The sequence below is a fragment of the Paenibacillus sp. FSL R7-0204 genome, from assembly GCF_038002225.1.
GTDB lineage: Bacteria > Bacillota > Bacilli > Paenibacillales > Paenibacillaceae > Paenibacillus_AQ.
The window spans coordinates 2,808,769-2,825,741 of sequence record NZ_JBBOCA010000001.1; the positions used below are offsets into that span (position 1 = coordinate 2,808,769).

General features: G+C 46.9%; 26 protein-coding genes. 18 read left to right on the forward strand and 8 right to left on the reverse strand.

What is annotated here, in order from left to right:
- Positions 1 to 159: 159 nt before the first annotated feature.
- The 8 genes from MKX42_RS12355 (at position 160) to MKX42_RS12395 (ending at position 4,256) form a co-directional block, all read left to right on the forward strand.
- Positions 160 to 336, forward strand: coding sequence for a hypothetical protein (locus MKX42_RS12355; protein ID WP_340752753.1), 177 nt, complete (start codon positions 160 to 162; stop codon positions 334 to 336).
- 4 nt (positions 337 to 340) lie between these two features.
- Complete coding sequence (locus tag MKX42_RS12360) at positions 341 to 934, forward strand: GNAT family N-acetyltransferase (protein ID WP_340752754.1); 594 nt, start codon at positions 341 to 343, stop codon at positions 932 to 934.
- A 239-nt stretch (positions 935 to 1,173) separates the two neighbouring features.
- Positions 1,174 to 1,512: a ComEA family DNA-binding protein gene (locus MKX42_RS12365; RefSeq protein WP_340752755.1), complete on the forward strand. Its 339-nt coding sequence runs from the start codon at positions 1,174 to 1,176 to the stop codon at positions 1,510 to 1,512.
- A complete protein-coding gene (locus MKX42_RS12370; protein ID WP_340752756.1) occupies positions 1,512 to 1,865 on the forward strand; it encodes a hypothetical protein in 354 nt (117 codons plus the stop codon). Before MKX42_RS12365 ends, MKX42_RS12370 begins: the two co-directional genes overlap by 1 nt.
- A gap of 1 nt (position 1,866) precedes the next feature.
- Positions 1,867 to 2,043, forward strand: coding sequence for a phage holin family protein (locus tag MKX42_RS12375; RefSeq protein ID WP_340752757.1), 177 nt, complete (start codon positions 1,867 to 1,869; stop codon positions 2,041 to 2,043).
- Between the two features lie 91 nt (positions 2,044 to 2,134).
- Positions 2,135 to 2,800 carry a M15 family metallopeptidase gene (locus MKX42_RS12385; protein ID WP_340752758.1) on the forward strand — a complete coding sequence of 222 codons (666 nt, stop codon included), beginning with the start codon at positions 2,135 to 2,137 and terminating at the stop codon, positions 2,798 to 2,800.
- A 903-nt stretch (positions 2,801 to 3,703) separates the two neighbouring features.
- The gene (locus MKX42_RS12390) at positions 3,704 to 3,877 is read left to right on the forward strand and encodes a hypothetical protein (RefSeq protein ID WP_340752759.1); all 174 of its coding nucleotides are present in this window, start codon (positions 3,704 to 3,706) and stop codon (positions 3,875 to 3,877) included.
- Between the two features lie 73 nt (positions 3,878 to 3,950).
- On the forward strand, positions 3,951 to 4,256 hold the full coding sequence (locus MKX42_RS12395) for a hypothetical protein (protein ID WP_340752760.1): 306 nt from the start codon (positions 3,951 to 3,953) through the stop codon (positions 4,254 to 4,256).
- A gap of 104 nt (positions 4,257 to 4,360) precedes the next feature.
- Here MKX42_RS12395 and MKX42_RS12400 read toward each other — a convergent pair whose 3' ends face one another.
- Positions 4,361 to 5,317: a helix-turn-helix transcriptional regulator gene (locus MKX42_RS12400; RefSeq protein ID WP_340752761.1), complete on the reverse strand. Its 957-nt coding sequence runs from the start codon at positions 5,315 to 5,317 to the stop codon at positions 4,361 to 4,363.
- Between the two features lie 123 nt (positions 5,318 to 5,440).
- Here MKX42_RS12400 and MKX42_RS12405 point away from each other — a divergent pair, with 123 nt between their 5' ends.
- Positions 5,441 to 5,794, forward strand: coding sequence for a hypothetical protein (locus MKX42_RS12405; RefSeq protein ID WP_340752762.1), 354 nt, complete (start codon positions 5,441 to 5,443; stop codon positions 5,792 to 5,794).
- Positions 5,787 to 6,650, forward strand: a complete 864-nt coding sequence (locus MKX42_RS12410; RefSeq protein WP_340752763.1) for an NAD(P)-dependent oxidoreductase — start codon at positions 5,787 to 5,789, stop codon at positions 6,648 to 6,650. The genes MKX42_RS12405 and MKX42_RS12410 overlap by 8 nt, the downstream gene beginning before the upstream one ends.
- A gap of 79 nt (positions 6,651 to 6,729) precedes the next feature.
- On the opposite strand, the gene MKX42_RS12415 is transcribed toward MKX42_RS12410, so the two are convergent.
- On the reverse strand, positions 6,730 to 7,101 hold the full coding sequence (locus MKX42_RS12415) for a hypothetical protein (protein ID WP_340752764.1): 372 nt from the start codon (positions 7,099 to 7,101) through the stop codon (positions 6,730 to 6,732).
- Between the two features lie 237 nt (positions 7,102 to 7,338).
- Here MKX42_RS12415 and MKX42_RS12420 point away from each other — a divergent pair, with 237 nt between their 5' ends.
- Entirely contained in the window at positions 7,339 to 7,998 is a 660-nt protein-coding gene (locus MKX42_RS12420) for a helix-turn-helix domain-containing protein (RefSeq protein WP_340752765.1), read from the forward strand.
- A gap of 119 nt (positions 7,999 to 8,117) precedes the next feature.
- On the forward strand, positions 8,118 to 8,426 hold the full coding sequence (locus MKX42_RS12425; protein WP_036698353.1) for a hypothetical protein: 309 nt from the start codon (positions 8,118 to 8,120) through the stop codon (positions 8,424 to 8,426).
- Positions 8,427 to 8,527: 101 nt separating this feature from the next.
- On the opposite strand, the gene MKX42_RS12430 is transcribed toward MKX42_RS12425, so the two are convergent.
- The 4 genes from MKX42_RS12430 to MKX42_RS12445 form a co-directional block, all read right to left on the reverse strand.
- Positions 8,528 to 8,701 (reverse strand): sporulation histidine kinase inhibitor Sda, encoded by a 174-nt coding sequence (locus MKX42_RS12430; protein WP_083685839.1) that lies wholly within the window; start codon positions 8,699 to 8,701, stop codon positions 8,528 to 8,530.
- A gap of 237 nt (positions 8,702 to 8,938) precedes the next feature.
- Positions 8,939 to 9,274, reverse strand: a complete 336-nt coding sequence (locus MKX42_RS12435; RefSeq protein WP_340752766.1) for a LytTR family DNA-binding domain-containing protein — start codon at positions 9,272 to 9,274, stop codon at positions 8,939 to 8,941.
- A 137-nt stretch (positions 9,275 to 9,411) separates the two neighbouring features.
- A complete protein-coding gene (locus MKX42_RS33420; RefSeq protein WP_445669315.1) occupies positions 9,412 to 9,939 on the reverse strand; it encodes an accessory gene regulator B family protein in 528 nt (175 codons plus the stop codon).
- Complete coding sequence (locus MKX42_RS12445; protein ID WP_340752768.1) at positions 9,920 to 10,585, reverse strand: hypothetical protein; 666 nt, start codon at positions 10,583 to 10,585, stop codon at positions 9,920 to 9,922. The genes MKX42_RS33420 and MKX42_RS12445 overlap by 20 nt, the downstream gene beginning before the upstream one ends.
- Before the next feature lie 137 nt (positions 10,586 to 10,722).
- On the opposite strand from MKX42_RS12445, the gene MKX42_RS12450 reads away from it, so the two are divergent.
- A complete protein-coding gene (locus tag MKX42_RS12450) occupies positions 10,723 to 11,241 on the forward strand; it encodes a DinB family protein (RefSeq protein WP_340752769.1) in 519 nt (172 codons plus the stop codon).
- 15 nt (positions 11,242 to 11,256) lie between these two features.
- Entirely contained in the window at positions 11,257 to 11,511 is a 255-nt protein-coding gene (locus MKX42_RS12455; protein WP_340752770.1) for a hypothetical protein, read from the forward strand.
- A gap of 73 nt (positions 11,512 to 11,584) precedes the next feature.
- On the opposite strand, the gene MKX42_RS12460 is transcribed toward MKX42_RS12455, so the two are convergent.
- On the reverse strand, positions 11,585 to 12,154 hold the full coding sequence (locus tag MKX42_RS12460; protein ID WP_036731981.1) for a thymidine kinase: 570 nt from the start codon (positions 12,152 to 12,154) through the stop codon (positions 11,585 to 11,587).
- A 182-nt stretch (positions 12,155 to 12,336) separates the two neighbouring features.
- On the opposite strand from MKX42_RS12460, the gene MKX42_RS12465 reads away from it, so the two are divergent.
- The 4 genes from MKX42_RS12465 (at position 12,337) to MKX42_RS12480 (ending at position 16,397) form a co-directional block, all read left to right on the forward strand.
- On the forward strand, positions 12,337 to 12,546 hold the full coding sequence (locus tag MKX42_RS12465; RefSeq protein ID WP_340752771.1) for a hypothetical protein: 210 nt from the start codon (positions 12,337 to 12,339) through the stop codon (positions 12,544 to 12,546).
- Positions 12,547 to 12,564: 18 nt separating this feature from the next.
- The gene (locus MKX42_RS12470; RefSeq protein WP_340752772.1) at positions 12,565 to 14,304 is read left to right on the forward strand and encodes an ABC transporter ATP-binding protein; all 1,740 of its coding nucleotides are present in this window, start codon (positions 12,565 to 12,567) and stop codon (positions 14,302 to 14,304) included.
- Complete coding sequence (locus MKX42_RS12475; RefSeq protein ID WP_340752773.1) at positions 14,285 to 16,132, forward strand: ABC transporter ATP-binding protein; 1,848 nt, start codon at positions 14,285 to 14,287, stop codon at positions 16,130 to 16,132. The genes MKX42_RS12470 and MKX42_RS12475 overlap by 20 nt, the downstream gene beginning before the upstream one ends.
- Positions 16,133 to 16,193: 61 nt before the next feature.
- Complete coding sequence (locus MKX42_RS12480) at positions 16,194 to 16,397, forward strand: hypothetical protein (RefSeq protein ID WP_340752774.1); 204 nt, start codon at positions 16,194 to 16,196, stop codon at positions 16,395 to 16,397.
- 265 nt (positions 16,398 to 16,662) lie between these two features.
- On the opposite strand, the gene MKX42_RS12485 is transcribed toward MKX42_RS12480, so the two are convergent.
- Positions 16,663 to 16,968 (reverse strand): DUF2627 domain-containing protein, encoded by a 306-nt coding sequence (locus tag MKX42_RS12485; protein WP_076086477.1) that lies wholly within the window; start codon positions 16,966 to 16,968, stop codon positions 16,663 to 16,665.
- Positions 16,969 to 16,973: the final 5 nt, after the last annotated feature.

Here is a 16,973-nt window from a genome sequence, read left to right on the forward strand (position 1 = left end):
ATAATTGTTTTACCTCAATACTCGATAGATTCCACTATTATATTTTATATCCTGACACTCTATTAATTATACCTGTCGAATATAATATATTTCGGAGCTACATGTTTTGAGGGTATCTGCACTACACATCTTCTAGTATAAAACTAGGAGGTGCTGTGTATGGGAAAGCACAAAGGAGGAAGGAAAATGGCTACACAAATGGCTGCAACTCCAACACTGGATGGCCGTGATGCTGAAAGACTGATCGAGTCCTTAAAGATTAAACCTACCGCAAGATCGAGAGCGAATGCTAAAAAACTTGCCCAGTATTTTGAGGATAAAGAGAAAAGGAACTAACCTTATGACATTTAGCGGATATTCTATAGTCAGGCTATCCGAAGATGATTTGGATGACCTGGCTAATTTTGATTGTGTAAATACATCCGAATACACCAATATTGTCAGAAGAAAAAGAAGGCTTCTGGAGCGTCATTCACACGATATGAATTTGTTTTTATTAAAGGAGTCCTTAGATGAACAGTTTGATGGCTATAATACTACTTTTCTAGCTAAAAATGATAATGGTTTAATTTTAGCATATATGTCTCTTTGTACAGATGCAATACGACTTAATTATCAAGAGAGAAATAACGGAGAAATAGGGTACGAAACCTTTCCTAGCTTAAAGATAGCAAGGCTTGCCGTACATAAAGAGTATCAAAAAATTGGTCTCGGTAAAAACATGATAAAATACGCAGTACATAAATCACTGCAAATGCGTGAAGATTTTTGTGGTGTTAAGTTCTTGACTCTTGATTGCTTTCCACATAGATTAGGTTACTACATAGATACTATTGGATTTGTTAAAAACCAGGAATCACAACATCCTAATGGTTCTGATGAACTTATTAGTTTAAGATTAAACATTGATGAATACCTAGATAAATTGGAATAGTCACTCCCTCATCGGAGTGGCTTTTTTGATGTTTACTATTTCGTGTATTCCTCTAACTCCAGGACGAGGACAACACTGAGATACGCGCTGAGGAGAGGAAACGAGAACAACACAAAAGGTATTTGGTTCAATAAATGAAAAGATACATTGCCTCCTGAATTCCTGGGGGCTTATTTTAGTTTTTAAATGGTGGTGATGATTTCATTTCAACCGTAATTAGAGTAAAGGTGTGAATTTTAATGTCAAAGAGAGAGATTATCGTCTATAGGATTTTGATTTGTTCTCTTGTTCTATTTTTTATACTGAGCCTATTTATTACCTATAATAATAGTCATAGTCGAGAGATTACCAATACCAACACAAATACAATCAATATTGATACTACGGATAAACGGGAAGGTCAATTAAACATTAATCTCTGTAGCAGAGAAGCATTAATAGCATTACCTGGAGTTGGTAACGTATTGGCAGATCGAATTATTGAAGGTAGACCATACATAGATGTGTATGCTTTAGACAGAGTTGACGGTATAGGGCAAGAGACAATCGAATTATTAAAAGGAAAAGTGGTGTTCTAATGGAAATCGCTGTGATTACAAAAACTGCTATTGAGTGGTTGAAGAATGGATTATACATTCCATTCTTTGTCTTAATGATTGGCATTCTGTGCTTCTATGTTATTAAGTGGCTTAGACAGGATAGTAAAGAGCGTGAAGAGATGTTGTTGAAGGAAACAGAAAATAGTAAACAAATATTGCTTAATATTATAGAAACTAATAAGGACGAAGCTCAAGAGCGTGAATCTAGATTAATGGTTCATCTCGATAAGATGGCTGAGTCAAACGCAAAAACAGCTACTACGCTTGAGCGGCTTGAAATTCGAATGGAGAGAATTGAAGGCAATATTATAGGCATGAAGGGAAGTTTTTAATATGGATTGGAGTATTGTTTCAAGTTTCATCACGCCTGAACTTATGATTGTCGTTATCGTTTGTAATGTTATTGGATATATCTTGAAGAAAACACCAAAGGTTCCAAACTGGAGTATCGTCTATATCGTTACAGGATTTGCTGTAGCGCTTGCTATGGTTCTTGTTGGTCAAGTGTAACCTCATTTATTCAAGGTGTTCTGTGCGGTGCTGTGAGCGTCTACGGGCATCAGTTAGTTACTCAGACTACTAAGGTTAAGGAGTGAGTACCGTGACTAAGGATGAAGTACTCAAAAAGTCAGCAGTTCTATTAGATGGTTTACATCCATTAGTAAAACAAGCAACGATTAAACTAATCGGTGACTGCTATGATAAAGGAATATACATACGCATTACGCAAGGCTTGCGCACTATTGCAGAACAGAACGCATTATATGCGCAAGGCAGAACAACTAAAGGCCCAATTGTAACCAATGCAAGAGGTGGATACTCTTGGCATAACTTCGGATATGCCATTGATTTTGTATTGATTGATTCCGCTTATGACATGAAAGCAGATAAATTCATTAACAAGGTTGCTGATTGGTCAGAGGTTGCACAGTTAGCTAAGACTATTGGATTTGAATGGGGCGGGGATTGGACATCATTTAAAGATTATCCACATTTTCAAATGACGTTTGGACTAACACTTGTTGATGCAAGAAACGGAAAGAAGCCGACTCAGGCACAACTAAACGCCGTGTTAACGATAGTTCAGCCTGAACCATTGAAAGAGGGTGTTAATATGCTTAAGATTAAAGCAATCCTAACAAAAGATAACAGTGTGATTGAGGGATTTAACAAAGACAATGTAAACTATATCCCTGTTTCAGCCTTGACTAAACTTGGACTAAAAGTAAGCTGGGATAATATTAATAAGAAGCTTTATATTTCTTAATCTATAGGTGTGATGCGAATATGCATTGCACCTATTTTTTTCTAGTGGATGTGGTTTGAGAATTGTGATTGATACTTTCTTCAGATATAATAGATATGAATCACGATACTATGTATCAAGATTTAAACCGTAAGCCAATAAAGTGATTGGAAAACTACATAACTAAGAAGAATAATCCCTTATACTACAAGCCTTTTTTTATTCTAAATTCATCTTATCCTGCACTAACTCAGAGTTTATTGCCATGGTCGCCGACAAGCTGCGCATTGAGCATAAGGTGTCTTGAAAGGGTTAGGAGCAGGATAGCATAACATAACAATAAATACCACTTGCTAATGGGAAATTGTATTCCTAATAGCAGGTGGTATTTTGTTTCACTGGACACAGGTCCGATGTACAGGAAAAGCCGAACACAATGGGAATCTAATCGAAAAACCGATCAGATTCGGCGCTGCGTAGGCATGTGGACCGAATGTAATCGAAAAACCGATCAGATTCGGCGCTGCGTAGGCACGTGGACCGAATGTAATCGAAAAACCGATTAGATTCGGCACTGCGTAGGCACGTGGCCCAAATGTAATCGAAAAACCGATTACATTCGGCGCTGCTGCGATGATGTAAAGGCCTAACTTCGCAGCCCGTGAGATTGCAGGAAAATCTTGCAAGAAGTGCAGCAATGCTGCCTAATCAAAGAAAATTTTGTTGAAATCCTGCAAGAAAAGCAACAATGTGGCTCCATACAAGCGGCGGTGAGAGAAGGCAACAGCATCCTTAAGTAATTTCATATACAAAAAGCCCTAAATAAATAGGCGTATTTTTACAAATTTATTTTAATTTTATATGACTGTTTATAGAAATAATTAAACCAATGAGAGGGAAGCCTATTGAAAAAAAGGCACGGATGTGTTGTTAATTGTTGTATTTGTTGTAGTTATAGGAATTTGGATACTACTTATAGAGTTGAAGAGTGGGAAGAATATACATATTAAAAAAGAAGAGATAGCGGTGATTACAGAGAAAGAAAAGATTGAGATTTTAGGAATTAAAAACCTTACGGCTGATGGTAAGCCAATTTGATAAATCAAGTCACTCCTTCATGGAGTGGCTTTTTTTAGTTATAATGAAGGGATAAGCAAAGGAGGTGGGAGGAATGATAGCGCAGTTTTTTTTAGGGATTTGGATGCTCACACAAGCGGCTTGTCATTTTTTTGGGTTTGATGTGTTCCTTCGGCAATCCGTGAGGGATAGCTTGAGTAAGGATGAGCGGGCTTCTTTCCAAAGAGGGATGGTCCTGCCCTATCTCATATTAGGGATGACTTTTATTGGAATGGGGATTGTTGAGCGTAAGGGGAGCCTGTCCATGCCGGTTTTCCTGGGCCTGTATATTATATTGTGTGCGGCGTCCTTAGCCGGGATTTTAAGGAATAACAAAAAACACCTGGGCTATTATATGTGATGAATCTGTAGCAGCTTGTTACCGGATTGGCTGCCCCCGGAGCGTTGGAGACTGCGGTGCAGCTCCGGCGCTTTGCTTGTGACTGCGGCAGAATGGTTTCTGCTTCAGCTCCTATATTGATTCGATAATTCCTGCAGCAGTCTTCCTATTTGTCCCCGTAAAGCAACAGGCTGGCGTACATGGGCTTCCAATCCGAATCCCAGAAAAAAATGTGCGGCCCAGTTCAGATAACTCTCACTGATCTGAGTATGTATAACGCCTGACCCATCCTCATGCACTTCAATCGACTGGGACAGCCATATCTCAGATTGGCAGCGTCTAACGCCCTCAGGCGTCAGATCAACTACCAGCTCCACCAGATCCCTATCCTCCATCTGCATCACCCAATGGCGAATATTGGCCTCCTGGGGGGCTAAATTGTAAGTTAGTTTGGTATCTGCTGCTGGAACACACGCTTTCACCCGATCTACACGGAACACCCGCAGCTCCTCGGCTGCCCCGCAATACGCCCGGCAATACCACAACCCGTTCACTGTATAGACACCAAGAGGTAGAATGTCCCGCTCGCTCCGTTCCTTGGCTTCATAAACGATATGGACGGTCTGTTGCTCCAAAGCCGCTTCCAGTAAATCTCTTAGACAAGGAAGGTCCAGATCATGGGGAGGTATCCAGAACACCAGACGCTCTTGCATCCGCTGGATCGCTGCTTTCCTGTCCGCTGTCATGTAATGCAGGAATTTTTGCAGCGCGGTGTTCACCTCATCGTCGAACGGGAGAGCTTTATAGTTCTGAAGCGACTGGCAGGCAAAAAACAAAGCCATCGCCTCATACTCCGTGAAGCTGATCGGCGGAAGTACCTTTTCGCGCAGTACGCGGTACCCCCCATGAGCTCCAGCCTGGGAATATAGAGGCACTCCCAGCTCACTCAGCTCCGTCAGATCGCGGATCATGGTCCGCCGGGATACGCCGCACTCGTCAGCTAACTCCTGTATCGTGAACTTCCTGCGTTCATTCACCAGCATAATTAATTGGATGAGGCGTTGTGATTTGTTCACTTTCATACTCCCTTGGGATTTAAATTTGAAATAGTGCCATGGTTTGGCACTATTCTTCTTTATACTAAACCATATTAGTGAAGTCAAGCCAACGACACAGCTAACAATAACCTTAGAGGAGCAACGAACATGACACAAGCATCAACTTCTTATGTACTGGAATTGGTTGTATTTCATTTAAAGCAAGACACAAACGAGGCCAGTTTCCTCGAAGCTGCACGGACCTTAACCCAATTTCTGCACACCCAGATTCCCGGCTTCCAGTCCCGCAATCTGATGCATACCGCAGATCATAGCCAATGGACCGATATGATCTACTGGTCAACAATGGAAATGGCGCTGGCAGCGATGGAACGGCTTCATTCTGCACCGGAGTTTCGGAATTTTGCCGGTATGATCGACTCCCAGGGCATTCAAATGATGCATCTCACTGTGGCAGAATCCGCTTCCGGGAATGCTAAGGAGGGCTCAGCTCATGCATAAAGTTACTGTTATTGGCCTCGGAGCCATGGGAGCAGCCATCGCGGCAGTACTGGTAGAGCAGAATTACCAGGTTACGGTATGGAACCGCACCCCAGCAAGAGCAGATGCACTTATCCGTCGCGGGGCGATTCTCGCATCCAGTGCTGCTTCAGCCATAGCTGCCAGTCCGATCACGATTATCTGTGTAGCCGATTACCAAGTGACCACAAATATCCTGGACCAGGAGTCTGTGAAGTATGCTCTGGCCGGCCGCGTGCTGATTCAGCTCAGTACCGGGAGTCCTCAGCAAGCCCGTGACCTTGAAGCGTGGGCCGCTGGAGCGGGGGCGGCATATCTGGATGGAGCTATTGTGGCATCACCACCGCAGATAGGCAGCGCGGGAGCCACAATCTTCGCCTCAGGCAGCATGAGCGCTTGGGGACAGAGTGAGTCGCTTTTATACAAGCTTGCCGGTAACGTAGCTTATCACGGTGAACAAGTCAGCGCAGCGGCTTCAACCGACTTGGCCTTCCTGGCCTATCTGTTCGGCTCTTATCTAGGGTTTTTTCACGCGGCCCGCATCCTTGAGACGGATGATTTATCTGTAGAGGCTTTTGGCGAAATGATTGCCCAGGTATCGCCGGTGATCGGTGAGGTGATGAAATATCAGGGCACGGTCATCCAGAGCAACAGTTACAATCAACCCTTAAGCTCGCTCCAAATGTCCATGACAAGCATTGAGCTGCTTACGCTACAGGCACGTGAATCTGGCATCAATAACGAATTCCCCCGGTTCGCTGAGAATCTGTTCCAAAAAGCCCTTCATGCTGGCTATGGGAGCGAGGAAGTCGCAGCTTTGGTTAAGGTACTACGCTAAGAATAATTCTGTAAAAGAAACCGACCCAGCGATTGCTTGGTCGGTTTTGTTATAAATATAAGCTTATCCTTCATATATATTAGTTAACGGACGAGTTGCCTAGGCTGCTCAGGTAAGCATCGGCTTCTTGATATGTAGGGTAATGCACGGCGAATTTGCCGAACAGCCGTTTCATTTGCATTTTCCAGACCGGAGAATCTGCAACGTATACCCAGCCGCCTACCCCTGCTTCTATCGCGCGGTCACCGGTGGGAGCGAGCATTGCGGCTACTTCAGGGGAGAGCACGGTTGGGGAACCCGTCACATCGGTGACTCCGGTGAAGCCCGGCTTCAGCTGCTTCAGTGCATTTTCGAAATCGGCTATGTATGCGGGTACGTCACTCTCAGTCAACCCGTAGGCCCTAACGATCACCTGGTTTTTTGCAACATTGACTTCCATTGTGTAAGACATGAACATTCCTCCAGTTGTGGTATTAACTTTACATTAGATTATATCGGATAAGATTGGGGTCTATTTGAGAGAATAAGGAAAACGGATCAGAACGGTTCTCATTTATGGGAATTAACCCCATATATTAAGGGGATACGGAGGATTTTACGATTCTGATCCAAAGAATTTACACAAACAATTGTTATTATGAAACACAAATTGTTGTCTTGTGTTATGATATAGGTAGAGGTGGCTCTTATGAACGATTTCGATAATTACCCCGATGAGCTGGGGAATTTCATCCGGCACTTCAGGAAGGCCCGCGGGTTAACGCTCAGGGGGCTGGAAGAGAAGAGCGGCATCAGCTATTCACAGCTCAGCAAGATTGAACGGGGAGAGAGTATCCCGCTTAAGGATAACCTGGATAAGATCATTGAAGCACTCGGAGGGGATCTCAAGAACCGGATGTATCATTTGGCCGACTATATGCCTGATATTGAGTACATCAAGACGCTGAAGCAGGGCTACAAGCTGCCTAAGCATAATCAGTCCCAGGACTACATTTACGAGACGGCGTTCAACAAGCTGAAGGAATTCCGGGCGAAGGAAGACAAAGAAACGTCATATGTTTCCTTTGATTCTGACGAGGTCATCGTATATGAGACGGAATATGGGGCAGGAATGGTTATAGAGAAGATCGAGAAGTACAACCTGACCGATGTGCTGAACGATATATTCGAGGGAAGTCTGGACAGCCTCCGCAGGCAACCCCGTCAGGGACGCCAGGCTTTCTTATTCGGAGAATGGCTGCGTGAAGGCATCTATGAGCTGAAGGAAGAGGAACAGGACCAGGTGATTCAGGCCTTGAAGGAATTCACCCAGTTCAAAGTGCAGCAGATTAAGGGCGTGTATAAGTAATGAAGTGCCCGGCTTAGCGTGCTTGCAAAATGAATAATGTTGCCCTTATTTGCAGCCATCTATTCATCTTGATCCATAAACAAACTACAAATGGTTAGACAGAAAAGGGGATAAGAAACATGAGAATCAATATGAAGTTCACCAGCAAAGGGAAAGCGGCCATCGAGAATTTCAACAACGAAGAGCTGTTGGAGATTTTTGCAAGATACATCAAGACACTGACCAAAAAATACGATATTGAAGTAGATGTGCCGCTTGAAGTAAATCAGAATATCGTTGCCGATGGAACCGTCATTGCTATGGCCCAGAACGTCAAATGTGATGCCGAAACCTTCTTCAAGGAGTTGGGACGCGATATCAAGGTTCCCCTCAAGAAGCGGCTTGGCGGGAAGCTGGAGAATGTGTTCAAGACCGAAATTATCGAGTAGACCAAAGTTTGTTTACACACCAAAAACCATCCCCGCATATTGTGGAGGATGGTTTTTTTGCATCTGTGGAGGTATACCATATGGGTGGAGAGCTTCGCATTCTAATGATGTTGGGTACCTGAAAGATTCCGCGTGGTGAGAACGTTCCTGATAATCTGGATAAAATCCGGTGAAGCCTTGGCTTCCAGCGCCAATTCGTAGATGTTCATTAATTGTTCGTCAGACAATAGCTCAAGTGATGAGGGGCGCGGAGAAGGATGAAAGTAAGTATCCATTGTATTCCTCCATCATGGTTGAGAGTAGTGGAAAAGATAATTAAGATATTAATGAAACGCTTCTATGTAAATGGTACCATCTGGAATATAATCCGTCTGCTGTCATTCGCCCTCTGAATTTTACTTTACATAAGTTGGATAATATGTGATAATGATTGAATTTGTTTTTCTTAGCCTGTCATGACTACAAAAAAGCAGCGCCCCCTTTGAAAAGGGAATCGCTGCTCTCTTTACATTCTATGACTGTGGTCCGTTCTTAAGCGAAGCCAGAAATCTGCGGATACGTGGTTCCTTGGATTCAGATACCGTTGCAAATTGTTCCCCTTGATTGAACAGAACAATCTTCCGTTCCGGATCATAACCGTCAATATTGCCAATGTTGACTACATTGCTGCGGTCAAGACGTTCAAAGCCCATTTCTCCGTAAGCTGCATACAAATCGGAAAGGGTGGTAGGGAGAACAAATTCGCCTTCTTTCGTATGGACGAATATTGTATTCTTGTAATTAGAGAAATACAATATCTCCTCCTCCCGGATACTGCGGGAAGAGCCGTCGTTTTGTAAGACACGCATGTACTCCCCATCCTTGTGTAATTACTTGCGTAATTCTTTTGGTGCTTCCGGGCTGTGAATCCAAATTTTAAGTATTTTCGTAAAGAACAGTGCTGATGAAGTCAAAATTACGGATGAATAGCGTGCAAAGTTCTTTTTCACTTGACTGTCTCCTTTTTGGGCAATGAAATTATTGTTAAGGACTGAGCGAAGAAAGCGAGTCCTAGAACATGGGATTGAATAAAAAGATTAGAACTAACCATTAACACTGATAATACTTTTAATAATGGATAATAGCGTAAAGGAACATGCACATTGGCATCAGGGTTAGGCGCGAATATCACAATTATAATCAAAGAGAACATATTAATAAGTATAAAGTGTTGTTCAGATAGGAATGTAATATGGGGCAAAGAAGAACATAAAATGATGGAGATAATATTACAAGCTGTTGCAGATTTTAGATGCTTACCACCAGATATAAATCTAAGAATAGCGAAACCAAATAGGGCAATGGCAGTTGTTGCAATACTTCCAGTTGACCACCCAATGAAAAAAGATATGAATATAATAAGCAGGGAGTTAAGTATTATACTGAGAGAATATTGCATGATCTCAATGGAACTGGTTTCCTGCGGATTGGCTCGTTTTATCATAGAGGCAAGCTTAAAACATAGTGTATTCATGCCCACTTCTATCCTTTTTATAAGATAAATAAATATAACAAAACATTAGTGCAAAATATAGTAAGGGTAGAGTGATGAAGTATCCTGAGTTGAAAAAATGCATTATAGAAATTACAACCGCGGCTGTTGGGAGATTCAGAATAAACAACAATTTTTCGCGCTTGCTAATTTTAATAGAGCCATTAGGTTTATCTGACACGTAGTCGAAGCCTTTGCGCTTATAACCAATATAATATCCGATGAAGATAGCTGTGGAAGCCGTTAAAAGCTGCAAAAAGTAAGTGGTTAAGTCCAATCCAAGAAAGGTTTTTTCTGATAATACACCAACTTTGTTAAAGAAGAGTGCATAAAGCAATTGGATGAATGTGTAGGCTTGGTATGTCATACCAGTTAATATTGCTGAGTAAAATATATGTATTCTAAAAAGCAACCAAAAGAAACATAGAATTAAGCAATACTGTAAGATAATATCAACTTCTAATTTTGAATAATTTATTCGAACGACATATGAGAAGAATGAAAGGATAAATCCAGCAAATAACATCTCTTTTGGATAAATATCAATCTTAAAAGCTTTGAAAGCTAAATAAAACATAGCGTATGCTTCCAGAATGGAAAATACCATATAAAGCACAAAATCCAGCATGCTTACACTCCCGGGAAATAGATTAACAAATCTGTAATCCTGGTGATATTATACATAATAGGCTAAGATACAACAACAGGTTTTGACACAATCCGGCAAATATTTCTTAAAAATTGGTTTGGAGAGGGGTTTTTACCATGAATCAGCGTCCTGCGCAAGGAGAGTATACCGAATTTCAGTCCAGATATATTACACTGGTGCCGCCGGAAGGAGCACTGAGCGTTATTCTAAGAGAGCAGACTCAGGAGGTGCTGGCTCTGCTTGGCGGGCTGACAGAGGAGCAAGGGGCCTACCGCTATGCCCCCGGGAAGTGGAGTATCAAGGAAATGCTAGGGCATCTGACGGATAATGACCGCATTATGTCTTACCGCTTGCTTTGTTTTGCGAGGGGAGAACAGGCGCCGCTGCCGGGCTATGAGGAGAATGATTATGCGGCTGCCGGGGCGTTCGACCGCTTCACGCTGCAAGAGATGATTGCGCACTACCGGATCGTCCGCGAGTCCACCTTGGCGCTGGTAGACAGTCTGGTGGATAATGATTATACCCGTACAGGCAGCTCCAATGGCATTGCGATGTCGGTTAGAGCGCAGATTGCTCTGATCATTGGACATGAGCGGCATCATCTGCGGATTCTTCGTGAACGTTATTTGAACTAAAGGGAGGTAACGCGCGTGGGCTTACTTAGAGGCATCTGGCATGTCTTCATCCCGAGGGAGCGCACGTTAATATACACCACGTTCGATCAGGGACAATATCTCCGGGTCAAAAGCCGCCTTGCAGCAGCAGGCATCCCGCACCGTTCCCGGATTAATGGCGGAATGAGAGAGACCACACGGCGTGCTAACTTCGGCGGGAAGGCTACGATCCAGCATGATCTGTTCGTCCGCAAGGAGGATGAGCACAGGGCGCTTCAAGCGGTTCAATAGACTGGAACACAAAAAAACGCATTCTGGCCTGTTGAGGGCTGGAGTGCGTTTTAATGTTCTGTTTTAGGGTATTTTACAATGGAGGATTCTTGTGGCATTTACGGCAGACCGGGTAATAGGCTTCATTGCCGCCGATCTGGATCTGTTTGCCGCTGTATACCGGCTTGCCGTTCTCGACCCGCAGCGCCATGGTGGCTTTCCGTGCGCAGAACCAGCAGATGGTCTTCATTTCTTCGATCTTGTCGGCGTAGATCAGCATATATTTGCTGCCTTCGAACAGATTGTTCTGGAAATCATTTTTGAGGCCGAAGGCCATCACCGGAATGTCAAGCTCATCCACAATACGCACCAGCTGCAGGATGCAGTCCTTGCTCAGGAACTGGCACTCGTCTATCAGTACACAGTGCGGCTTCGGCAGACTGCTGCTGACAATGCTGTAGATATCGGTCTGCTCGTCGATAGGAATGGCCTGCTTGCGCAGTCCGATCCGGGAGGAGATGTATCCCACTTCATCCCGGTTATCAATGGAAGGTGTGAAGAGGAGCACCGACTTGCCCTGCTCTTCATAATTATGTGCAACCTTGAGAATCTCAATGGATTTGCCGCTGTTCATAGCTCCATACCTGAAAAATAATTGTGCCACGTCCATCTATCCTTTCACTGTTGAGCTAATCTGCAACACGACCCAAAAATCGACCTTTCTAGAGTATCATACTCGGGGCCGGAGTAGCCAGTGCAAACATTGCTTCCGCCCGGGATGTGCTATAATGAACGCAATTGTGTCCTCAGCAGGAGAATATAGTGAACAGAAGGGAAGTTAGTCAGGTGACAGAGAAATTGGAGCAATATAAGGAACGGATTAATGCGCTGCGGGAGAAGGGGGAGCTTATCCCAGGTACGGAGAATTTACTGGAAGACATGCTGGCCGAGCTCACTGAGCTGAACCGCAGCAACAAGGCACTGCGCCGGGTCATTTTGAAGTCGGGACAAGGCTCTGCCATGTCTACCCGCCTGCGGGATGCGCTCTACGAATAAGCAAATGGGGTATCTTCGATGAAGCTAATGTTGACTTTTCTTAAAAAATACCGTGTCGCCGCCATTGCCGCGCTGGTCATGATGCTGATTGAACTGGCCGTGGAGCTGTCGCAGCCGCTGCTGATCTCCAAAATCATTGATGACGGTATCCGGCAACAGGACACGGCTGTCGTCTGGCTGTGGGGCGGTGTGCTGGTAGGGAGTGCCGCTGTGGCATTTGTGGCGGGAATACTCAGCTCCTTTTTTGCGTCGCATGCCAGTCAGGGGTTCGCGTTCGACCTGCGTGACAAGCTGTATGAAAAGGTACAGTCGTTTTCTTACGATATTTTTAGCCGCTTCCCTACCTCATCCCTAATCACCCGCCTTACCGGGGATGTAACACAAATTCAGGATACGATATTCATGGGGCTGCGGTTCATGACCCGTATTCCGCTGGTTGTGATCGGAAGCGTGATTATGGCGCTTGTTGTACATATCAAGCTGGGGCTGCTGCTGACCGTGACCCTGCCGTTTTTGGTGATTTTCATGATCTGGCTGATGCGCAGAGCGTCTGAGCTGTTCCGCAATGTGCAGAGCCGGCTCGACGGCGTGAATGGTGTGATTCAGGAGAATTTGACCGGAATCCGGCTGATCCGTGTATTTGTGCGGATGGGCCATGAGATTGGACGGTTCGCAACCTTCAGCGGAGAGCTGATGAGATCGACTATTGCTGCGCTGCGGCTTACCGAGACCTCAACCCCGTTCATTATGATCATCGTCAACGCCGGGATTCTGGCCGTGTTATGGTTTGGGCGGATAGAGATCTCTACAGGAGATGCGACGCTGGGGCAGACCGTTGCTGTCATTAACTACTCGCTGCGGACGATGGGAGCGCTGTCAGCGCTATCCTGGATTATGGTCAGCTTCTCCCGCGCACGGGCGTCCTCGGGAAGGATCGCTGAAGTGATGGCGGCAAGCGAAGGCCCAGGCGAGCTGGGCATGACTGGAGAAGGTCTTGCGTCTGCTGTTCAAGGCAAGGTTGAATTCCGGCAGGTCAGCTTCAGTTATCCCGGCAGTGACATTAAAGTGCTTGACGATATCTCCTTCACGGTGCAGCCGGGGGAACGCGTGGCGATTATGGGCGCGACCGGCTCAGGCAAATCCTCTCTGGTCACGCTGATTCCCAGGCTGTATGAATGCGGCAGCGGGAACATCCTGGTGGACGGACAGAAGCATACGGAGATGGATATGCAGACCTTACGGGGCTCGATTGGCTATGTACCTCAGGAGGTACTGCTATTCACCGGCTCGATCCGGGAGAATATAGCCTGGGGAAATACAGCGGCGAGTCAGGCAGAGATTGAGCAGGCAGCAGCGGCAGCGCAGATTCATGACACAGTTGCCGGACTGCCGCAGGGCTACGAGACTGCCCTTGGGCAACGCGGAGTTAATCTGTCGGGCGGGCAGAAGCAGCGTCTGAGCATTGCACGGGCGCTGGTGCGCAGACCGGCGATCCTGATTCTGGATGACAGCACCAGTGCGCTTGATGCGGTGACGGAGGGGCTTTTGCTGGCGGAGCTGAAGAAGTTGTCCTGCACGACCTTCCTGATCACACAGAAAATCAGCTCAACGGCCTCGGCGGATCTGATTCTGCTGCTGGACGAAGGCCGGCTCATTGCGCAGGGGACCCATTCCGAACTAATGGAGGAGTCCGCGCTGTACCGCAAAATCTATCAATCGCAGACAGGGGAGGGGCAGCATGTTCAAAGCACTCATTGAGCCGTTCCGCTATCCGAAGCTGGATGTAGGCCACGGCGAAGCCAAGGTCTTCGGGGCGATGGGCAGCCGGAAGCCGAAGGCGAAGGCCAAGAACTGGTCTGGCACATTAGGACGCATATGGACTTATCTCGCTGAACGCCGGACAAAGCTGATACTGGTGCTGTTCATGGTTCTGCTAAGCTCAGCCTTGTCGCTCCTTGGACCCTACCTGATCAGCCGGGCAGTGGACGATTATCTGGGCGGGGAGGGCGGCAGAACGTGGGGCGTCTTCCTGCTGGTGCTGGCGCTCGTCTACCTGCTGAATTCCCTGGTCTCCTGGCTGCAAAATGTATGGATGATCGAAGTGGCCCAGGAGACGGTCTACCGGATGCGGACGGATCTGTTCTCACACCTGCACCGCCTGCCGATCTCCTTCTTCAACCGCAGGCAGCAGGGGGAGATTATGAGCCGTCTGACCAATGATATCGAGAATATCAGCTCGACGCTGAACAGCTCGGCGATTCAGATCTTTTCCAGTATTCTGACGCTGGTGGGCACGGTTGGCGTGATGCTGTGGCTCAGCCCGCTGCTGACGCTGCTGACCTTCATTGTAGTGCCGCTGATGATGCTGGGCATGCGCTGGATTACCCGGCGGACCGGACCGCTGTTCAAGGAGCGGCAGCGGAATATGGGTGAGCTGAACGGGTTCATCGAAGAGACCTTGTCCGGGCAGCGGATTATCAAAGCCTTCTCCCAGGAGGAGCGGGTGATTACCGGCTTCAGAGAGCGCAATAGACGGATTATGCTGTCGGGGTATTGGGCACAATCGATCTCGGGCTTCATTCCCAAGCTGATGAATGGTCTGAACAATCTGAGCTTTGCCATCGTGGCCGGAGTCGGGGGGCTGCTTGCGATCCGAGGACTGGTAACGGTGGGGATTATTATCGCTTTTGCCGAATATGCCCGCCAGTTCACCCGGCCGCTGAATGATCTGGCGAACCAGTGGAATACCTTGCTGTCGGCTATTGCCGGGGCGGAGCGCGTCTTCGAGGTGTTGGATGAGGAGACGGAGGCCCGGGATGAAGGCGAGGCGGTGAAGCTGGAACATGTGGAGGGAGCCGTAAAGTTCACGGATGTGTCCTTCTCTTATGAAGGTGGCGCTGATACGCTCCAGGGAATTACGTTCGAGGCGAAGCCCGGGGAGATGATTGCGTTGGTTGGACCTACCGGTGCCGGCAAAACAACGCTAATCGGCCTGCTGTCCCGCTTCTACGACCCAAGTCGTGGCAGTATTACGCTGGACGGGCGGGAGCTGTCAACGGTCACCCGTGAGAGTCTGCGCAGCCATATGGCCTTCGTCCTCCAGGACTCCTTCCTGTTCAAAGGCACGATCCGCGATAATATCCGCTACGGCCGGCTGGGTGCAACCGATGAAGAGGTGGAGGAGGCCGCGAAGCTGGCCAATGCCCATGCCTTCATCATGAGACTTCAGGACGGCTACGACCGGATGCTGTCTGTGGACGGCAGCGGCATCAGCCAGGGACAGAAGCAACTCTTGGCTATTGCCCGGGCAATTCTGGCGAATCCGTCCATGCTGGTGCTGGATGAGGCGACGAGCAGCATCGATACGGTGACCGAGATTAAGATTCAGGAAGGGCTCCAGGCACTGATGAGCGGCCGGACCAGCTTCGTGATCGCCCACCGGCTGGGCACGATCCGCGCGGCCGACCGCATCCTGGTGCTTGAGGCCGGACGCCTGATCCAGCAGGGCTCGCATGAGGAGCTGCTCCGGCAGGGCGGCCTCTACAGCGAGCTGGTGCGGGGCAGTAAGGAAGCGGCTGGGGAGTAAGGATGAGGGATGGTTGGGGCATGAGTGAGGTATAGTGAGGATAAAGCAAGGAAGTGTAACTTTGATGCTGGCACTGATGCTGACGCAGGCGCTGGCGCTGATGCTGGCGCTGACGCAGGCGCTGATGCTGGCGCTGATGCTGGCGCTGATGCTGGCGCTGATGCTGGCGCTGATGCTGATGCTCACCCTTGCATTGAAGGCTGTACGTAGGGGCTACGGCGGTGGAATGGGTAAGGTAACTGTATATTGTGCAATAGATATCTGATTTTTGAGTGGGAAATGGTATTCTACTGTATTTGGTACATTAGATTTTGCTGATTTGAGCAGAAAAGTGGGATTTGTTCGAATTCTATTGTACGAAGTGCAATAGCTTTTGAATTCTGCTGGAGATTACCCTTTTCTGTTGTACATTGTGCAATTGCGCTGTTCGTCAGCGCTTACAACTATACCCTCTCATAGGACAACAAGGGGATGCCTCAGCAGCCGGTTCGTTCATGGCTTGAGGCATCCCCTGTTTCAATGGAATATAATTAGGAGCGGGCTTCGGAGGACGGGGGCTGCTGCGCTTGCTGCTTCTCCCGGAAGCGGGGGCCTACGTAGTTCTTTTTGCGGTCACGGGTCAGAATCCAGCCGCCTAGGAAGGTCATGCCCGCCAGGAATAAAAGCAGACCGCCGCCGAAATGCAGCCACGCGAACACCGGAACGACCGAGTCGTCTCCATGCATCGCGAAATAGTTGAACAGATCATCTTTCATCATCAGGAAGCCCGTCATCGCCAGGAGGCCGGGGATCACCAGAATAAGGATGGCAATGAAGCGTGAAATCAGCAGTTTCATCACAG